Below are 15868 nucleotides of genomic sequence, written 5' to 3'. Positions count from 1 at the left end.
CCGAGAACCCGTACTTCTCGATCATCTCCCCGCTGCTGTCCCGCTCCCTCCTCCTCACCCTCGAACCCCTCACCGACGACGACCTGCGTGACCTGGTCCGGCGCGCGGTGAGTGACGAGCGCGGACTCAGGGACGCCGTCACCCTCCCCGAGGACACCGAGAACCACCTGCTGCGCATCGCCGGCGGCGACGCCCGCCGCGCCCTGACCGCCCTGGAGGCCGCCGCCGGGGCCGCCCTCGACAAGGGCGAGAGCGAGGTCGGCCTCCAGACGCTGGAGGAGACGGTCGACCGTGCGGCCGTGAAGTACGACCGCGACGGCGACCAGCACTACGACGTGGCCAGCGCCCTCATCAAGTCGATCCGCGGCTCCGACGTCGACGCGGCCCTGCACTACCTGGCCCGCATGATCGAGGCCGGCGAGGACCCCCGTTTCATCGCCCGCCGCCTGATGATCTCCGCCAGCGAGGACATCGGCCTCGCCGACCCGAACGCCCTGCCGATCGCGGTCGCCGCCGCGCAGGCCGTCGCCATGATCGGCTTCCCCGAGGCCGCCCTCACCCTCAGCCACGCCACCATCGCCCTCGCCCTGGCCCCCAAGTCCAACGCCGCGACCATGGCGATCGGCGCCGCCCTGGACGACGTACGCAAGGGACTGGCCGGTCCGGTGCCGCCGCATCTGCGCGACGGGCACTACAAGGGAGCCGCCAAGCTAGGCCACGCGCAGGGGTACGTGTACCCGCACGACCTGCCCGAGGGCATCGCCCCCCAGCAGTACGCCCCGGACGCGATCCAGGACCGCGAGTACTACACCCCCACCCGGCACGGCGCCGAGGCCCGGTACGCGGACGCGGTGGAGTGGACCAGGAAGCACCTCGGTCGCAAGCGACCTTGAGCACCCTGTAGACTCGCCCGAAGTGCTGCGTCCCGTGTCCGGCCCAGGCCGGTTCACCAGAACGGGACATCCAGCCGGAGGCCTGGTCCGCCAGGATCTCCAGGAGCGTCGCGCACCGTCGAACGGTGTCGCGGGCAGCCCACCACCACCCGGATTTCCGGGAGAGGCCGGTGGGCCACTCGCGTGCTGCACGTTGTGCCCAGACCAGGGAGCGGCTGCCCGGCAGGTCCCCAGTGGACCCGCGGGGTTTCCCCGGCTGCGGATGCGACCTCCCCTAACCCTGGTGAAGCCGTATTCGCATCAGAAACACGAGGTGTTTGGTTCATGCCGAACCAGTCCCGCCCCAAGGTGAAGAAGTCGCGTGCCCTCGGCATCGCGCTGACCCCGAAGGCCGTCAAGTACTTCGAGGCCCGCCCCTACCCGCCGGGTGAGCACGGCCGTGGCCGCAAGCAGAACTCGGACTACAAGGTCCGTCTGCTCGAGAAGCAGCGTCTGCGCGCGCAGTACGACGTGTCCGAGCGCCAGCTCGTCCGCGCCTACGAGCGTGCCGCCAAGACCCAGGGCAAGACCGGTGAGGCCCTGGTCATCGAGCTCGAGCGCCGTCTCGACGCGCTGGTTCTGCGTTCGGGCATCGCCCGCACGATCTACCAGGCCCGTCAGATGGTCGTCCACGGCCACATCGAGGTCAACGGCCAGAAGGTCGACAAGCCGTCCTTCCGCGTCAAGCCCGACGACGTCGTGATGGTCCGCGAGCGCAGCCGCGAGAAGACCCTGTTCTCGATCGCCCGTGAGGGTGGCTTCGCCCCCGACGGCGAGACCCCGCGCTACCTCCAGGTGAACCTCCGCGCCCTGGCCTTCCGCCTGGACCGCGAGCCGAACCGCAAGGAGATCCCGGTGATCTGCGACGAGCAGCTCGTCGTCGAGTACTACGCCCGCTGATCACCAGCAGGCCGTAGCACCACCTCTCAGCCCGCCGTCTCCCCGCCCTTCCGGGTGGGCGAGGCGGCGGGTTCGTGCGTGTTCGGGGCCAGGGCCGCCGTCGACCCGGCATGGCCGACCTGAACCGGCCCGCGCGGCACCGGCACCGCCTCCAGAGGGGCGATCCCGCCACCGCCACCGCCACCGCCGGCGTCTGCGTCCCGCGGCGAGCACCCCGAGCCCGGGCGCCCGGCGCAGCAGTTCGCCGACGAGGTCGGTGCACGCGTCCACCAGGTGCTCCAACTCGTCGAAGGCCGACAGGAGTTGGCGCCAGGCGGGATGCGCGAGCAGGATCTCGCGCGGCAGCCGGGCGGTGTGATCCGTCAGTTCGAGCGCCGCCGCGACGGGGTGACCGACGCATGCGGATCACACACCGGCGCCAACTCGACCCGCCACACGCCACACGCCACACGCCGTCACCGCACGGCCGCGTGCGCCGCCGCGCGCGACTTGCCCACCCCGCCCACACCCGTGAGCGTCACCGGTCGCGAGGATCCGAGCGCCCGCGCAGGCCCGGAGAGTTCGGCCGTGCGGCGCACGAACGCGTCGGGCTCCAGGGGCAGGCTGCCGTTCACCGAGGTGCCGCCCGTTGACGGGCGGACCTGGAACACGGAGTGTACTGAGCCGTATTCGGTCCGTACGAGCGCTTCGCTGACGCGGCCGCGCGCGGGCCCTAATCCGGTTCGGAGTCAGACCCCCGGCGCGATAGGCTCGGCGTACGACTTTTCCGATACGCAGGCACGTTTCAGGGAGCGGGTGCACACAGTGTCCGGTGGTGAGGTGGCCGGGATCCTGGTGGCCGTCTTCTGGGCGATTCTGGTCTCCTTCCTCGCCGTCGCGCTGGCGAGGCTGGCCCAGACGCTCAGGGCGACCACCAAGCTCGTGGCGGACGTGACCGACCAGGCCGTCCCGCTGCTGGCCGACGCCTCCTCGGCGGTGCGCTCCGCGCAGACCCAGATCGACCGGGTCGACGCGATCGCGTCCGACGTCCAGGAGGTCACGTCGAACGCCTCCGCGCTGTCGACCACCGTCGCCTCCACCTTCGGCGGCCCCCTGGTGAAGGTCGCCGCCTTCGGCTACGGCGTGCGCCGAGCCCTCGGCGGCCGCAAGGAAGACGTGCCCTCCAAGGCACCCCGGCGTACCGTGATCGTGGGCCGCACGGTCTCTCGGCGGGACAAGCGAGACCTCCGCAAAAAGAAGGACTGAGAGCCAGCGATGTTCCGCCGTACCTTCTGGTTCACCTCGGGCGTCGCCGCCGGTGTGTGGGCCACCACCAAGGTCAATCGCAAGCTGAAGCAGCTGACCCCCGAGAACCTCGCCGTGACCGCGGCGAACAAGGCGCTCGATGCCGGTCACCGCATCAAGGACCGCGCGGTGGGCTTCGCGCTGGACGTCCGCGACAACATGGCCCAGCGGGAGGAGGAACTGGGCGACGCGCTCGGGCTGAACGCCTCCGTCGACCCCGAACTCCCCGCACCACGGCGGTACGCCGCCATCGAGAACCGCAACAACCCGAAGTCCGTCGACAGTGACAGGACGACGTACTCGTACAACCGGAATGAGGACCACTGATGGAGTCGGCCGAGATTCGCCGCCGCTGGCTGAGCTTCTACGAGGAGCGCGGGCACACCGTCGTCCCTTCGGCGTCGCTCATCGCGGACGACCCGACTCTGCTCCTGGTCCCCGCCGGCATGGTGCCCTTCAAGCCGTACTTCCTCGGTGAGGTCAAGCCGCCGTGGTCGCGCGCCACCAGCGTGCAGAAGTGCGTGCGCACGCCCGACATCGAAGAGGTCGGCAAGACCACGCGGCACGGAACCTTCTTCCAGATGTGCGGCAACTTCTCCTTCGGCGACTACTTCAAGGAAGGCGCCATCAAGTACGCCTGGGAGTTGCTCACCACGCCCCAGGACAAGGGCGGTTACGGCCTGGAGCCGGAGAAGCTCTGGATCACCGTCTACAAGGACGACGACGAGGCCGAGCGCATCTGGCACGAGATCATCGGCGTGCCCAAGGAGCGCATCCAGCGCCTCGGCATGAAGGACAACTACTGGTCCATGGGCGTTCCCGGCCCGTGCGGCCCCTGTTCCGAGATCAACTACGACCGCGGCCCCGAGTTCGGCGTCGAGGGCGGCCCCGCCGTCAACGACGAGCGGTACGTGGAGATCTGGAACCTCGTCTTCATGCAGTACGAGCGCGGCGAGGGCATCGGCAAGGACAACTTCGAGATCCTCGGAGACCTGCCGAGCAAGAACATCGACACGGGCCTCGGCATGGAGCGGCTCGCCATGATTCTGCAGGGCGTGCAGAACATGTACGAGATCGACACCTCCATGGCCGTCATCAAGAAGGCCACCGAGCTGACCGGTGTCGAGTACGGCGACTCGCACGACTCGGACGTCTCCCTGCGCGTGGTCACCGACCACATGCGCACGTCCGTGATGCTCATCGGCGACGGCGTGACCCCAGGCAACGAGGGCCGCGGTTACGTCCTGCGCCGCATCATGCGCCGCGCCATCCGCAACATGCGTCTGCTCGGTGCCACCGGCCTGGTCGTCAAGGACCTGATCGACACGGTCATCGAGATGATGGGCCAGCAGTATCCGGAGCTGGTCACCGACCGCGAGCGGATCGAGAAGGTCGCCCTCGCCGAGGAGAACGCCTTCGTCAAGACGCTGAAGGCCGGCACCAACATCCTCGACACCGCCGTCACCGAGACCAAGGCCGGCGGCGGCAAGGTCCTCGCCGGGGACAAGGCCTTCCTGCTCCACGACACCTGGGGCTTCCCGATCGACCTCACCCTGGAGATGGCCGCCGAACAGGGCCTGTCCGTGGACGAGGACGGCTTCCGCCGCCTGATGAAGGAGCAGCGGGAGCGCGCCAAGGCCGACGCCCAGGCCAAGAAGACCGGCCATGCCGGCGTCGGCGCCTACCGCGAGATCGCCGACAAGGCCGGTGAGACCGACTTCATCGGTTACTCCGACACCGAGGGCGAGTCCACGATCGTCGGCATCCTCGTCGACGGCGCCTCCTCCCCGGCCGCCACCGAGGGCGACGAGGTCGAGATCGTCCTGGACCGCACCCCCTTCTACGCCGAGGGCGGCGGCCAGATCGGCGACACCGGCCGTATCAAGGTCGACACGGGTGCCGTCATCGAGATCCGCGACTGTCAGAAGCCGGTCCCGGGCGTGTACGTCCACAAGGGCGTCGTCCAGGTCGGCGAGGTCACCGTCGGCTCCAAGGCCCAGGCCTCGATCGACTCCCGCCGTCGCACGGCCATCGCCCGCGCCCACTCGGCCACCCACCTCACCCACCAGGCCCTGCGTGACGCCCTCGGCCCGACGGCCGCCCAGGCCGGTTCCGAGAACCAGCCCGGCCGCTTCCGCTTCGACTTCGGCTCGCCGGCCGCCGTTCCGACGGCCGTGATGACCGACGTCGAGCAGAAGATCAACGAGGTGCTCGCCCGCGACCTGGACGTCCGTGCCGACGTCATGGGCATCGAGGAGGCCAAGAAGCAGGGCGCCATCGCCGAGTTCGGCGAGAAGTACGGCGAGCGGGTCCGCGTCGTGACCATCGGCGACTTCTCCAAGGAGCTCTGCGGCGGCACGCACGTGCACAACACCGCCCAGCTGGGTCTGGTGAAGCTGCTCGGCGAGTCGTCGATCGGCTCGGGTGTGCGCCGTATCGAGGCCCTGGTCGGTGTCGACGCCTACAACTTCCTCGCCCGTGAGCACACGGTGGTCGCCCAGCTCCAGGAGCTGATCAAGGGCCGTCCGGAGGAGCTCCCGGAGAAGGTCTCCGCCATGCTCGGCAAGCTGAAGGACGCCGAGAAGGAGATCGAGAAGTTCCGCGCCGAGAAGGTGCTCCAGGCCGCCGCCGGTCTCGCCGAGTCCGCCAAGGACGTTCATGGTGTCGCCGTCGTCACCGGCCGGGTCCCGGACGGCACGACCCCCGACGACCTGCGCAGGCTGGTCCTCGACGTGCGCGGCCGCATCCAGGGCGGCCGGGCCGCCGTGGTCGCCGTGTTCTCGGTCAACAACGGCAAGCCGCTGACGGTCATCGCCACCAACGAAGCCGCCCGCGAGCGCGGCCTCAAGGCCGGTGACCTGGTCCGTACGGCCGCCAAGACCCTCGGCGGCGGTGGTGGCGGCAAGCCGGACGTCGCCCAGGGCGGTGGCCAGAACCCGGCCGCCATCGGCGAGGCCGTCGACGCCGTCGAGCGGCTCGTGGCGGAAACAGCCAAGTGAGCGCCGAGGTTCAGACGAGTGGCGACGGTCGCGGCATGCGCCGCGGCCGTCGCCTCGCGATCGACGTCGGGGACGCCCGTATCGGGGTCGCCTCGTGCGACCCCGACGGGATCCTCGCCACCCCGGTGGAGACGGTTCCCGGCCGCGATCTCCCCGCAGCTCACCGCCGGCTCCGGCAACTGGTCGAGGAGTACGAACCGATCGAGGTCGTGGTCGGCCTCCCGCGCTCCCTCAAGGGGGGCGAGGGCCCGGCCGCGGTCAAGGTGCGCGGCTTCGCCCAGGAGCTCGCCCGGGGGATCGCCCCGGTCCCGGTCCGGCTCGTGGACGAGCGGATGACCACGGTGACGGCCAGTCAGGGGCTCCGCGCTTCGGGTGTGAAGTCCAAAAAGGGCAGATCGGTCATCGACCAGGTGGCGGCCGTGATCATCCTTCAGCAGGCCCTGGAATCCGAACGAGTGTCAGGTAAAGCACCCGGCGAGGGCGTCGAAGTGGTCATCTGATCGCGATACGGTAACGTTCCGCGCGATGTGGAGGTGTTCGAACAGCCACCGCACAAAGAGAGGCGGAACGGGAGCCGAGCCGAAAGTCGCGCGACCGCCGCCTCGCGGCTCTAGGGGATCGATGACTGAGTATGGCCGGGGCGAAGGCTCCGAACCGTGGCATCCGGAGGACCCGTTGTACGGGGACGGCGGATGGGACGGACAGCAGGCCCACACGGGCCGGCAGTCCCCCTACGGCGGCCAGCCGCAGCACTATCCGGAGCAGCCGCAGCAGCCGCAGTACGACGATGGAGGCTGGGGCGACGGCCAGCAGGCCGCATACGGTCAGGCGCAGCAGCAGTACCAGCAGCAGCAGTACGGCGAGCAGCAGTACGACCAGCAGCAGTACGGCGGGCAGCAGGGCCAGCAGCAGTACGGCGAGCAGCAGCAGGGCCAGCAGCAGTACGGCGAGCAGCAGCAGTACAACGGCCAGCAGTACAGCCAGCAGCCGTACGACCAGCAGCAGTACGCGCCCCAGCAGCAGCAGTACGACAACGGCACCTGGGGCACCGGCACGCACGTCCCGTACACCGATCCGTCGGACCCGTACGCACAGCAGCAGGGCGTGGCGTACGGCGCGGAGCAGCAGCCCGACCTCTACGGCACCCCGGACGCCTACCCTCCGCCGGAGCCGCCCGCCCGTCGGCGCGCCGAGCCCGAACCGCAGCAGACCGACTGGGATCCCGGCCCCGACCAGGGCGAACACGCCTTCTTCTCGGGCGCCGACGACGACGAGGACGCCCCGGACGACTCGGACGACCCCAAGGGCGGCCGCGGCGACCGCAAAGGCCGCGGTGGCAAGCCCAAGAAACGCCGCAGCGGGTGCGCCTGTCTGGTGGTCCTGCTGGTGTTCGGCGGAGGCCTGGGCGGGGTCGGCTACTTCGGGTACCAGTTCTACCAGGATCGTTTCGGCACGGCTCCGGACTACGCGGGGGAGGGCACGGGCGAGGTGGTGTCCGTCGTCATCCCGAAGGGTGCGTTCGGATCGACCATCGGCCAGCAGCTGAAAGAGGCGGGGGTCGTCAAGAGCGTCGACGCCTTCGTCGCGGCTCAGGAGCAGAATCCCAAGGGGAAGACGATCCAGGCGGGCGCCTATCTGCTGAAGAAGCAGATGTCCGCCGCGAGTGCCATCGAAATGATGCTCGACCCCAAGAGCCAGAACAATGTGCTGGTCAAGCCGGGCGAGCGCAACACCAGTGTCTACACGGCGATCGACAAGCAGCTCGAATTGTCGTCCGGCACCACCAGGAAAGCCGCCGACAAGGGGTACAAGAGCCTCGGTCTGCCGAGCTGGGCGAACAGCAACAAGGACATCAAGGACCCGCTGGAGGGCTTCCTCTACCCGGGCACCTATCCCGCGGCCAAGGGCATGAAGCCCGAGACGGTCCTGAAGGAGATGGTGACCCAGGCCGCCCAGAAGTACGAGGCGCTCGACCTGACCGCCAAGGCCAAGGCGCTGAAGCTGGACAACCCGCTGCAGGTCATCACGGTCGCGAGTCTCGTCGAGGCGGAGGGCAAGACCGACGACGACTACCGGAAGATGGCGGAGGTCGTCTACAACCGCCTCGATCTCGCGAACCCCGAGACCTACGGACTGTTGCAGTTCGACTCGACCTTCAATTACCTGAAGAACGAGAGCAACATCAACATCAGTGAGTCGGAGATCAACAGCAACCAGGACCCGTACAACACGTACACCCAAAAGGGTCTGCCGCCCGGTCCGATCGGAAACCCGGGCGCCAACGCGATCAACGCGACACTGAATCCGACGGATGACGGCTGGTACTACTTCGTGGCGACCGACGGCGTGAGCAAGACCGAGTTCGCCAAGACGCACGCCGCATTCCTCAAGCTCAAGGAAAAGTTCGATGCCAGCACGGGCAGCTGACGCCCGCCGGGCCGCGGTGCTCGGCAAGCCCATCGCCCACTCCCTCTCGCCGGTGCTGCACCGCGCCGCGTACAAGGAGCTGGGACTGACGGACTGGTCGTACGACCGGTTCGAGCTCGACGAGGCCGCCCTGCCCGGGTTCTTCGCGCAGCTCGGTCCGGAGTGGGCCGGGCTCTCGGTGACCATGCCGCTGAAGCGGGCCGTCATCCCGCTGCTCGACGGGATCAGTGAGACGGCGGCCTCGGTCGACACGGTCAACACGGTCGTGTTCACCGAGGACGGCCGCCGGGTCGGCGACAACACCGACATCCCCGGCATGGTCGCCGCCCTCCGCGAACACGGCATCGAACAGGTCGACTCCGCCGCCATCCTCGGTGCCGGCGCCACCGCCTCCTCCGCGCTCGCCGCGCTGGCCCGGATCTGCACCGGCGAGGTCGTCGCCTACGTACGCAGCGAGGCCCGGGCGGCCGAGATGCGGCAGTGGGGCGAGCGGCTGGACGTCGAGGTGCGTACGGCGGACTGGGCGGACGCCGAGCAGGCCCTGCGCGCACCGCTGGTCATCGCGACGACCCCGGCCGGTACGACCGACGCACTGTCCTCGGTGTTGCCGGAACGGCCCGCCACCCTCTTCGACGTGCTCTACGACCCGTGGCCCACCGAGCTCGCCGCCCGCTGGTCCGCGTACGGCGGTGCCGTCGTCAGCGGACTCGACCTGCTGGTGCACCAGGCGGTGCTGCAGGTCGAGCAGATGACGGGACGCACCCCGGCCCCGCTGGACGCCATGCGCAAGGCGGGCGAGCACGCGCTGGCGGCCCGCCAGGCACTGCCGGAACCTGGCTGAACCCGCTCGGTCCCGGGCCGGAGCGGCCGGGTCCGGTCCGCCTTGTGGACCGGCGGCCTGTTCCCGCGCCCGGACGTGGGAGGATCGAGGGGTGGCGGGCCAGGGCCGCGCACCTGGTCGGGCCGTCGCCGTACGCGAGGACGCGTACGAAGGGCAGTACCAGGACGCGAGCACTGAGGAGCACCGTTGAGCAGGTTGCGCTGGCTGACCGCGGGGGAGTCCCACGGTCCCGCACTCGTCGCGACGCTGGAGGGACTTCCCGCCGGCGTGCCGATCACCACGGAGATGGTGGCGGACCACCTGGCCCGGCGCCGGCTCGGCTATGGACGCGGCGCCCGCATGAAGTTCGAGCGTGACGAGATCACGTTCATCGGCGGTGTGCGGCACGGCCTCACCCTGGGCTCGCCGGTCGCGATCATGGTGGGCAACACCGAGTGGCCGAAGTGGGAGCAGGTCATGGCGGCCGATCCCGTCGACCCCGAGATCCTCGCGGGCCTGGCCCGCAACGCCCCGCTGACCCGGCCGCGCCCCGGCCACGCCGACCTCGCCGGTATGCAGAAGTACGGCTTCGACGAGGCCCGGCCGATCCTGGAGCGGGCCTCCGCCCGGGAGACGGCGGCCCGGGTGGCGCTGGGCGCGGTGGCCCGGTCGTACCTGAAGGAGACGGCCGGCATCGAGATCGTCTCGCACGTCGTCGAGCTGGCCGCCGCGAAGGCGCCCTACGGCGTCTACCCCAAGCCGTCGGACGTCGAGAAGCTGGACGCCGACCCGGTGCGCTGCCTGGACGCGGACGCGTCGAAGGCGATGGTCGCGGAGATCGACCAGGCCCACAAGGACGGCGACACCCTCGGCGGTGTGGTCGAGGTGCTGGCGTACGGCGTGCCGGTGGGCCTGGGCTCGCACGTGCACTGGGACCGCAGGCTGGACGCCCGGTTGGCCGCCGCCCTCATGGGCATCCAGGCGATCAAGGGCGTCGAGGTCGGCGACGGCTTCGACCTGGCGCGGGTGCCCGGCTCCCAGGCGCACGACGAGATCGTCGCCACCGATGAGGGCATCAGGCGGGCCACCGGCCGTTCCGGTGGCACCGAGGGCGGTCTGACCACCGGTGAGCTGCTGCGGGTACGGGCCGCGATGAAGCCGATCGCGACCGTGCCGCGGGCACTGAAGACCGTGGATGTCGTCACCGGCGAGGCCACGCAGGCCCACCACCAGCGCTCGGACGTGTGCGCGGTGCCGGCCGCCGGAATCGTCGCGGAGGCGATGGTCGCCCTCGTGCTGGCGGATGCGGTGGCCGAGAAGTTCGGCGGCGACAGCGTGGCCGAGACCCACCGCAACGTGCGGTCGTACCTCGACAACCTGCCGGTCCGATGAGCGCTGTGCCCCTGGTCGTCCTGGTCGGCCCGATGGGTGTGGGCAAGTCCACCGTCGGGCAGCTGCTCGCGGAGCGGCTCGGTGTCGGTTACCGGGACACCGACGAGGACATCGTCACAGAGCAGGGCCGGACCATCGCCGAGATCTTCGTCGACGAGGGCGAGCCGGCCTTCCGCGCGATCGAGAAGCGGGCGGTGCACCAGGCACTCGCCGACCACGACGGCGTCCTCGCCCTGGGCGGCGGCGCGATCCTGGACGAGGACACCCGTGCGCTGCTCGCCGGGCAGCGCGTCGTCTACCTCTCCATGGACGTCGAGGAGGCCGTCAAGCGCACCGGCCTGAACGCCGCCCGGCCGCTGCTCGCGGTCAATCCGCGCAAGCAGTGGCGCGAGTTGATGGAGGCGCGGCGGCACCTGTACGAGGGGATCGCCACCGCGGTCGTGTCCACCGACGGCCGCACGCCCGAAGAGGTCACCCAAGCCGCCCTGGACGCTTTGGAGTTGAAGGAAGCATGAGCGAGGCAGTCACCCGGATCCAGGTCGGCGGCACCGCGGGCAGCGAGCCCTACGAGGTCCTGGTCGGCCGGCAACTCCTGGGCGAACTCGGCGCGTTGATCGGCGACAAGGCCAAGCGGGTCGCGATCGTGCACCCCGAGGCGCTGGCCGAGACCGGCGAAGCGCTCCGTGCCGACCTGGCCGAGCAGGGATTCGAGGCCGTCGCCATCCAGGTGCCCAACGCCGAGGAGGCCAAGACCGCCGAGGTCGCCTCCTACTGCTGGAAGGCGCTCGGCCAGTCCGGCTTCACCCGCACGGACGTCGTGGTCGGTGTCGGCGGCGGCGCGACCACGGACCTCGCCGGGTTCGTGGCCGCGACCTGGCTGCGCGGGGTGCGCTGGATCGCCATCCCCACCACCGTGCTGGCCATGGTGGACGCGGCCGTCGGAGGCAAGACCGGCATCAACACCGCCGAGGGCAAGAACCTCGTCGGCGCCTTCCATCCGCCGACGGGCGTGCTGTGCGACCTGGCCGCGCTCGACTCCCTCCCGGTCAACGACTACGTCTCCGGGCTCGCCGAGATCATCAAGGCCGGCTTCATCGCCGACCCGACGATCCTGGAGCTCATCGAGTCCGACCCCGAGGCCGCGCGCACCCCGGCGGGCCCGCACACCGCGGAGCTCATCGAGCGGTCCATCCGGGTCAAGGCCGAGGTCGTCTCCTCCGACCTGAAGGAGTCGGGCCTCAGGGAGATCCTCAACTACGGCCACACGCTCGCGCACGCCATCGAGAAGAACGAGCGCTACAAGTGGCGCCACGGCGCAGCGGTCTCGGTCGGCATGCACTTCGCCGCCGAACTCGGCCGCCTCGCGGGCCGGTTGGACGACGCCACGGCCGACCGCCACCGCACGGTCCTGGAATCCGTCGGGCTGCCCCTGCACTACCGCTACGACCAGTGGCCCAAGCTCCTGGAGAACATGAAGGTCGACAAGAAGTCCCGCGGCAACCTGCTGCGCTTCATCGTCCTGGACGGTCTGGCGAAGCCCACCGTCCTGGAAGGCCCCGACCCGGCCGTCCTCCTCGCCGCGTACGGCGAAGTGGGCGAGTAGGTCCCCGGGTACGCCTTCCGCCCGATCGCCTTGCGGGATCGGGCACTTCGGACCGCCCCCGGCCGTTCCACCAAACGACGGCCGGGGGCGGTACCGTTCGGTTGGGCTCCTCCCACGCCCTTTAGGCTGTGGGGGAGAGCGGGGCGTACCCGCGCTGTCAGCACCCATTGCCTGTACGAGACGGAGTGGCACCGGATGCAGCACGCAGTGGGTTCTCCGCTGCCGCCCCACCAGCCGGGGCACGGACCGGCCGTCGGCTGGTCGCCGGCCGCACACCACCCGGGTCCGCAGCACCCGGGCGCACACCAGGGTCCCGCCCCCGTGCCTCCACCGCCCGCTCCGGGCTTCACCGGCGCCCCCTCGGCGTCTGTACCGCCCGCGCCGCAGCACGCCCCGGTCGCGCCGGCCCCGGACACCACCGGCCATCTGCCGCTGCCGCCCGGCGCCCCCGTCGCCATGCCGAGCGCGCCGCCCGCCGCGTCCGCCGCAGACCCGGCCGGCACGACCCTCGCGGTCCTGCTCATCGGCCCGGCCGGCGCCGGGAAGACGAGCGTCGCCAAGTACTGGGCGGACCACCGCCGGGTCCCCACCGCTCACATCAGCCTCGACGACGTGCGCGAATGGGTCCGCTCGGGCTTCGCCGACCCGCAGTCCGGGTGGAACGACCACTCCGAGGCGCAGTACCGCCTCGCCCGCCGCACCTGCGGCTTCGCCGCCCGCAACTTCCTGGCGAACGGCATCTCGTGCATCCTCGACGACGCCGTCTTCCCCGACCGTCCGGTCGTCGGCCTCGGCGGCTGGAAGCGCCACGTCGGCCCCGGCCTGCTGCCGGTGGTCCTCCTCCCCGGCCTGGAGATCGTCCTGGAGCGCAACGCCGAGCGCTCCGGCAACCGGCGTCTCACCGACGACGAGGTCGCCCGCATCCACGGCCGCATGGCGGGCTGGTACGGCTCGGGCCTCCCCATCATCGACAACTCCCAGCTGGACGTACCGCAGACGGCCCAGATCCTGGACGACGTACTGGCAAGGTCGATAGCAAGCCCACCGAAGTGGTGAACGCCGGGGACTGAGCCGGCCTGAGGGGCGCGGGGCTGTATCGATATGCGGCTCCGCCGCGTGGGCGCGACCAGCCCCCACCGGCCCGCACCCGGCAAACAGCAGGACCACGCACCCCGGTCCCCCAAACGGCACCCTCCCAACCAGCACAATCCGGGCACCCCTCCTACGCTCGTGTCATGTCCGAGGTCTACGCTGCCCGCCGAGCCCGCCTACGGGAACGCTGCCAAGCCAGCGGCAGCGCCTCCGCGCTGGTCTCCCGCCCCGCCAACGTCCGCTACCTCGCAGGCACCGCCCCACGCGGCGCCGTCCTGCTGCTCGGCAGGATCGAGGACCTGCTGCTGTGTCCCGGCCCGCCGGACGACCGCCCCGCGGAGGGCCGGCCCGACGAGGCGCTGCGCGTGCAGAGGCTGTCCGGACCCGGCGGGGATCCCGCCGTCGCGGCGGCCGACCTCGCGGCCGCGCAGGGCGGCGAGTCCCTCGCCGTCGAGGAGCACCACCTGACCGTCGCCCGGCACCGCGCCATCCGCTCGGTCGTGCCCCGGCTGCGCCTCGCCGACCTGGGCGGCGGCGTGGAGCAGCTGCGTCTGGTGAAGGACGAGGAGGAGATCTCCTGCCTGAGGATCGGCGCCGAGATCGCCGACCAGGCCCTCGGTGAACTGCTCGAGTCCATCCTCGTCGGCCGCACCGAACGGCACCTCGCTCTCGAACTGGAACGCCGTCTGGTCGACCACGGTGCCGACGGCCCCGCCTTCGCCACCTCCGTCGGCACCGGCCCGAACTCCGGCAGACCCGGCCACCGCCCCACCGACCGCAGGGTCGAGGAGGGCGATTTCCTCTCCGTCTGCCTCGGCGCGACCTATCGCGGCTACCGGTGCGAGATCGGCCGTACCTTCGTCATCGGTACGTCTCCGGCGGACTGGCAGATCGAGCTGTACGACCTGGTTTTCGCCGCCCAGCGCGCCGGCCGGGAGAGCCTCGTACCCGGCGCCGCCTACCGCGACGTGGACCGTGCCGCACGTCAGGTGCTGGACTCCTCCGGGTACACGGAAGGCCTTCCGGCCCTGACGGGGCACGGTGTGGGACTCGAAATCGACGAGGACCCGCAGCTGGCCCCCGCGGCCATGGGTAAACTGGACGCTTGCGTGCCGGTCACCGTCGAACCGGGGGTCCACCTCCCGGGCCGGGGCGGTGTCCGGATCGATGACACGCTCGTCGTCCGCCCCGAGGCGGACGGCGGCCCAGAGCTACTCACCATCACGACCAAGGAGCTGCTCGCCCTTTAGAGGTGCGTGCGCCGGGGTCGTCCACGTCAGTCCAGGAGATTCCGCAACCGTGGCTTCCACGAACGACCTCAAGAACGGCCTGGTGCTCAAGCTCGACGGAGGCCAGCTGTGGTCCGTCGTCGAGTTCCAGCACGTCAAGCCCGGCAAGGGCCCGGCCTTCGTGCGCACCAAGCTGAAGAACGTGCTTTCCGGCAAGGTCGTCGACAAGACGTTCAACGCCGGCGTCAAGGTCGAGACGGCCACGATTGACAAGCGCGACATGCAGTTCTCGTACATGGACGGCGAGTACTTCGTCTTCATGGACATGGAGACCTACGACCAGCTCATGGTCGACCGCAAGGCCGTGGGTGACGCCGCCAACTTCCTGATCGAGGGCTTCACCGCCACCGTCGCGCAGCACGAGGGCGAGGTGCTCTTCGTCGAGCTGCCCGCCGCCGTCGAGCTCGTCATTCAGGAGACCGAGCCGGGCGTCCAGGGCGACCGTTCCACCGGTGGCACCAAGCCCGCCATCCTGGAGACCGGTCACCAGATCAACGTCCCGCTCTTCATCACCACCGGTGAGAAGATCAAGGTCGACACCCGCACGAGCGACTACCTCGGCCGGGTGAACAGCTAACCGTGGCTGCCCGCAATACGGCCCGCAAGCGCGCCTTCCAGATCCTCTTCGAGGGTGACCAGCGCGACGCGGACGTCCTGACGGTCCTCGCGGACTGGATCCGGCTCTCCCGGGGAGACACCCGGCAGCCGCCGGTGAGCGAGTACACGATGCAGCTGGTCGAGGGGTACGCGGAGCACGCGACGCGCATCGACGAGCTGATCGCCCAGTACTCGGTCGGCTGGACGCTCGACCGGATGCCCGTCGTCGACCGCAACCTCCTGCGCCTCGGCGCGTACGAACTGATCTGGGCGGACGAGACGCCGGACGCGGTCGTGCTCGACGAGATGGTGCAGCTGGCGAAGGAGTTCTCGACGGACGAGTCGCCCTCGTTCGTGAACGGCCTGCTCGGCCGGCTCAAGGACCTCAAGCCCTCGCTGCGCCGCGACGAGGCGTAGGCGGCCCAGGAAAGACCCGGCGCCAGAGGTACGCATTGCCAGAGGGCCCGCAGCAGTGATGCTGTGGGCCCTCTGGCGTTCTCGGCGAGCCTCCTGGCGTTCCTGTGCCCCTGGGC

Annotated in this window: 16 protein-coding genes; 15 read left to right on the top strand and 1 reads right to left on the bottom strand. The window is 70.3% G+C overall.

Translation table 11 applies throughout. The annotated features are described in order from the left end of the window. Together ACFWWR_RS46320 and rpsD are read left to right on the top strand one after the other, a co-directional pair. Positions 1-893: replication-associated recombination protein A (locus tag ACFWWR_RS46320; protein ID WP_384310367.1), on the top strand; the 893-nt coding region annotated here is incomplete at its 5' end. 324 nt (positions 894-1217) lie between these two features. Beyond that, on the top strand, positions 1218-1832 hold the full coding sequence (rpsD, locus tag ACFWWR_RS46315) for a 30S ribosomal protein S4 (RefSeq protein WP_053748612.1): 615 nt from the start codon (positions 1218-1220) through the stop codon (positions 1830-1832). Positions 1833-2287: 455 nt separating this feature from the next. Here the strand turns inward: rpsD and ACFWWR_RS46310 are convergent, their stop codons facing one another. Beyond that, on the bottom strand, positions 2288-2482 hold the full coding sequence (locus tag ACFWWR_RS46310; RefSeq protein WP_383877471.1) for a hypothetical protein: 195 nt from the start codon (positions 2480-2482) through the stop codon (positions 2288-2290). Between the two features lie 145 nt (positions 2483-2627). On the opposite strand from ACFWWR_RS46310, the gene ACFWWR_RS46305 reads away from it, so the two are divergent. From ACFWWR_RS46305 to nusB, 13 genes are all read left to right on the top strand, one after another. Then, positions 2628-3077 carry a DUF948 domain-containing protein gene (locus tag ACFWWR_RS46305; RefSeq protein WP_383877472.1) on the top strand — a complete coding sequence of 150 codons (450 nt, stop codon included), beginning with the start codon at positions 2628-2630 and terminating at the stop codon, positions 3075-3077. Between the two features lie 9 nt (positions 3078-3086). Continuing rightward, positions 3087-3443, top strand: a complete 357-nt coding sequence (locus tag ACFWWR_RS46300; protein ID WP_383877473.1) for a hypothetical protein — start codon at positions 3087-3089, stop codon at positions 3441-3443. Continuing rightward, positions 3443-6115: an alanine--tRNA ligase gene (gene alaS, locus ACFWWR_RS46295; protein WP_383877475.1), complete on the top strand. Its 2673-nt coding sequence runs from the start codon at positions 3443-3445 to the stop codon at positions 6113-6115. Before ACFWWR_RS46300 ends, alaS begins: the two co-directional genes overlap by 1 nt. 35 nt (positions 6116-6150) lie before the next feature. After that, positions 6151-6615 carry a Holliday junction resolvase RuvX gene (gene ruvX / locus ACFWWR_RS46290; protein ID WP_266448750.1) on the top strand — a complete coding sequence of 155 codons (465 nt, stop codon included), beginning with the start codon at positions 6151-6153 and terminating at the stop codon, positions 6613-6615. A gap of 121 nt (positions 6616-6736) precedes the next feature. Beyond that, positions 6737-8542 (top strand): endolytic transglycosylase MltG, encoded by a 1806-nt coding sequence (gene mltG / locus ACFWWR_RS46285; protein ID WP_384310365.1) that lies wholly within the window; start codon positions 6737-6739, stop codon positions 8540-8542. Beyond that, complete coding sequence (locus ACFWWR_RS46280) at positions 8523-9383, top strand: shikimate dehydrogenase (RefSeq protein WP_384310363.1); 861 nt, start codon at positions 8523-8525, stop codon at positions 9381-9383. The genes mltG and ACFWWR_RS46280 overlap by 20 nt, the downstream gene beginning before the upstream one ends. A 186-nt stretch (positions 9384-9569) precedes the next feature. Continuing rightward, on the top strand, positions 9570-10754 hold the full coding sequence (gene aroC / locus ACFWWR_RS46275) for a chorismate synthase (RefSeq protein WP_217239614.1): 1185 nt from the start codon (positions 9570-9572) through the stop codon (positions 10752-10754). Further along, the gene (locus tag ACFWWR_RS46270) at positions 10751-11269 is read left to right on the top strand and encodes a shikimate kinase (protein ID WP_383877483.1); all 519 of its coding nucleotides are present in this window, start codon (positions 10751-10753) and stop codon (positions 11267-11269) included. The genes aroC and ACFWWR_RS46270 overlap by 4 nt, the downstream gene beginning before the upstream one ends. Beyond that, positions 11266-12357, top strand: a complete 1092-nt coding sequence (gene aroB, locus ACFWWR_RS46265; protein WP_383877485.1) for a 3-dehydroquinate synthase — start codon at positions 11266-11268, stop codon at positions 12355-12357. The genes ACFWWR_RS46270 and aroB overlap by 4 nt, the downstream gene beginning before the upstream one ends. Before the next feature lie 195 nt (positions 12358-12552). Then, positions 12553-13413: a Pro-rich N-terminal domain-containing protein gene (locus ACFWWR_RS46260; protein WP_384310361.1), complete on the top strand. Its 861-nt coding sequence runs from the start codon at positions 12553-12555 to the stop codon at positions 13411-13413. A 179-nt stretch (positions 13414-13592) separates the two neighbouring features. Continuing rightward, positions 13593-14699, top strand: coding sequence for an aminopeptidase P family protein (locus ACFWWR_RS46255; protein ID WP_383877489.1), 1107 nt, complete (start codon positions 13593-13595; stop codon positions 14697-14699). Between the two features lie 49 nt (positions 14700-14748). Further along, positions 14749-15315, top strand: coding sequence for an elongation factor P (gene efp, locus ACFWWR_RS46250; protein WP_030038547.1), 567 nt, complete (start codon positions 14749-14751; stop codon positions 15313-15315). A gap of 2 nt (positions 15316-15317) precedes the next feature. After that, the gene (gene nusB, locus ACFWWR_RS46245; protein WP_383877491.1) at positions 15318-15752 is read left to right on the top strand and encodes a transcription antitermination factor NusB; all 435 of its coding nucleotides are present in this window, start codon (positions 15318-15320) and stop codon (positions 15750-15752) included. Positions 15753-15868 lie beyond the last annotated feature (116 nt).

It is taken from the genome of Streptomyces sp. NPDC058678, assembly GCF_042714835.1.
In the GTDB taxonomy this organism is placed as follows: Bacteria; Actinomycetota; Actinomycetes; order Streptomycetales; family Streptomycetaceae; genus Streptomyces.
This window is presented reverse-complemented; position numbering and strand designations above follow the sequence as displayed.